The organism is Pseudoalteromonas luteoviolacea DSM 6061 (genome assembly GCF_001625655.1).
GTDB classification, from domain to species: Bacteria; Pseudomonadota; Gammaproteobacteria; order Enterobacterales; family Alteromonadaceae; genus Pseudoalteromonas; species Pseudoalteromonas luteoviolacea.
Genome location: NZ_AUYB01000030.1, coordinates 1 through 1,649 on the forward strand (window position 1 = coordinate 1; position 1,649 = coordinate 1,649).

Consider the following 1,649-nt stretch of genomic DNA (forward strand, 5'->3'; position numbering starts at 1 on the left):
GATCCGAGTGGGTACTTTTTTAAGAAGCTGGCAGGTACTTTATTGAGTAGAAAAGGTGCACAAATGATTGGCTTTTCGCTCGGCGGGCTTACAGGTGCATGGTTAGGAGGGCGAGCTTACGACCGAATTATGGGAAGTGAAGGTCTGCAAACTGTTGTTGCAGTTGCTTTAAACTTTGTGCCAGGTTGTCAGGTTTGGTGTTCGGCGCTATTTAGTGCGCAAGTAAATTATTATCATACGGGAAACGTTGGCTCTGCTTTAAGGGCTGGCGCTACGTCAGCTGCAATTGCAGGCGTTTTTTACGGTATAGGTCAAGGTGCGGTAGCGCTGGATGCAGTGGGTAGCCCTCTTCATATTGCCGCACATGCGGTTGCAGGCGGAATCATTGCTGATGTTCAAGGTGGGAATTTTGGACATGGTTTCTGGAGTGCGGGGTTGACGAAATGGGCTCAAGTCGGAAGGTATGTACCTAATGATCTTATTGCTGGAACTATCGTTTCGGCTGTTATTGGTGGTACAGTATCAGAAATTTCAGGCGGTAAATTTGCGAATGGTGCCACTACGGCTGCGTTTCAGTTTGCGATGAATCACTATGTTACACGGTATACCTCTCAACTAGAAGCTAGGGGCGGAAGAATTGACAGAGATCAGTGGACTACAGAAGACTTCTTGAAACATTATTGGAAGGGTGGGGGCAAGACTGTGTATTTAAAAGATGTTGGCCTAGCCGATGATTTTGAGGGGAACTGGGTAACTGATGAAGTAATAAATGTAGCACTGAAAAATGCGTTAAAGCTTAAGGATATGTCTATAGATGGTGATACATTTGGGTACGACAAAGAATTTTTACTGCTGCTTCAGGGTAGGCTTGATGGTCCTGACTCTCAAAATATGAAAAACCCACTATTTAGCTTGGGAAGCGGATACTTGCGAGCCTCAGGTACTTGTAGTGCAGGAACATGCAACTTCAATTTTTCTTACACTGATATATTTGAAGATATTCTAAGCATGGACCATAAAAAATGGTGGCCATATGGTGGTGTCGAAATGCCATTCTCTAATCGGTATTATATTCATCATAACTTTAGGAAAACGGTAACTTACAAATGATAAATATTACGAAAATACTAGGCTTTTTTATACTTTTAATTTTATCAGGGTGTATAGAACCAACCCCTCAGCCTCTTGTTAGCGGGTATTATTTATCTTCTACTAATGCTAGTAATACATATATAACTAAAGGTTATGAAGTTGTTATACACTCTGATGTTGTTTATGTTGAAGTAGTGGAGCATTTCATAATAGGGAAAAGGAATTTACCAGAACGCCCCGATCATAATAAACTAGATATTGCTGAGGGATATTTTTTTATTGATACAAAAAATGGTGAAGTAAGCTTGGGTGTAGAAAAAAATACGATATTAAAAATCAATAATGGGAAGCACAAAGTTGACTGGTAAATAAGTATTTAAATAGACATATATGGACACTCGATTTATGTCAAGCTAAGCAAATCTATCGGGGCAGTTTTTACTGCCTCGTTATCGTTGTTTTATTCCTACCAGCCCCGAATTCAACATGCAAGTGCACCACATATAAAACAAGATAGAAATAAGGCACTTCTCAGTTTCTGCTAATGTAAATGTGCG

The 1,649-nt window shown here is 40.4% G+C and carries 2 protein-coding genes; both read left to right on the forward strand.

The window, feature by feature from the left end; translation table 11 throughout:
• On the forward strand, nt 1-1,110 hold a 1,110-nt coding region (locus tag N475_RS25670; RefSeq protein WP_211270586.1), incomplete at its 5' end, for a hypothetical protein.
• Nucleotides 1,107-1,460 (forward strand): hypothetical protein, encoded by a 354-nt coding sequence (locus N475_RS02030; protein ID WP_063364590.1) that lies wholly within the window; start codon nt 1,107-1,109, stop codon nt 1,458-1,460. The genes N475_RS25670 and N475_RS02030, both read left to right, overlap by 4 nt.
• The last annotated feature ends 189 nt before the right edge of the window (nt 1,461-1,649 follow it).

Bases quoted from the DNA above. Each gene is read 5' to 3' on its own strand.
- N475_RS02030 (WP_063364590.1), top strand. From the start codon at position 1,107: ATGATAAATATTACGAAAATACTAGGCTTTTTTATACTTTTAATTTTA.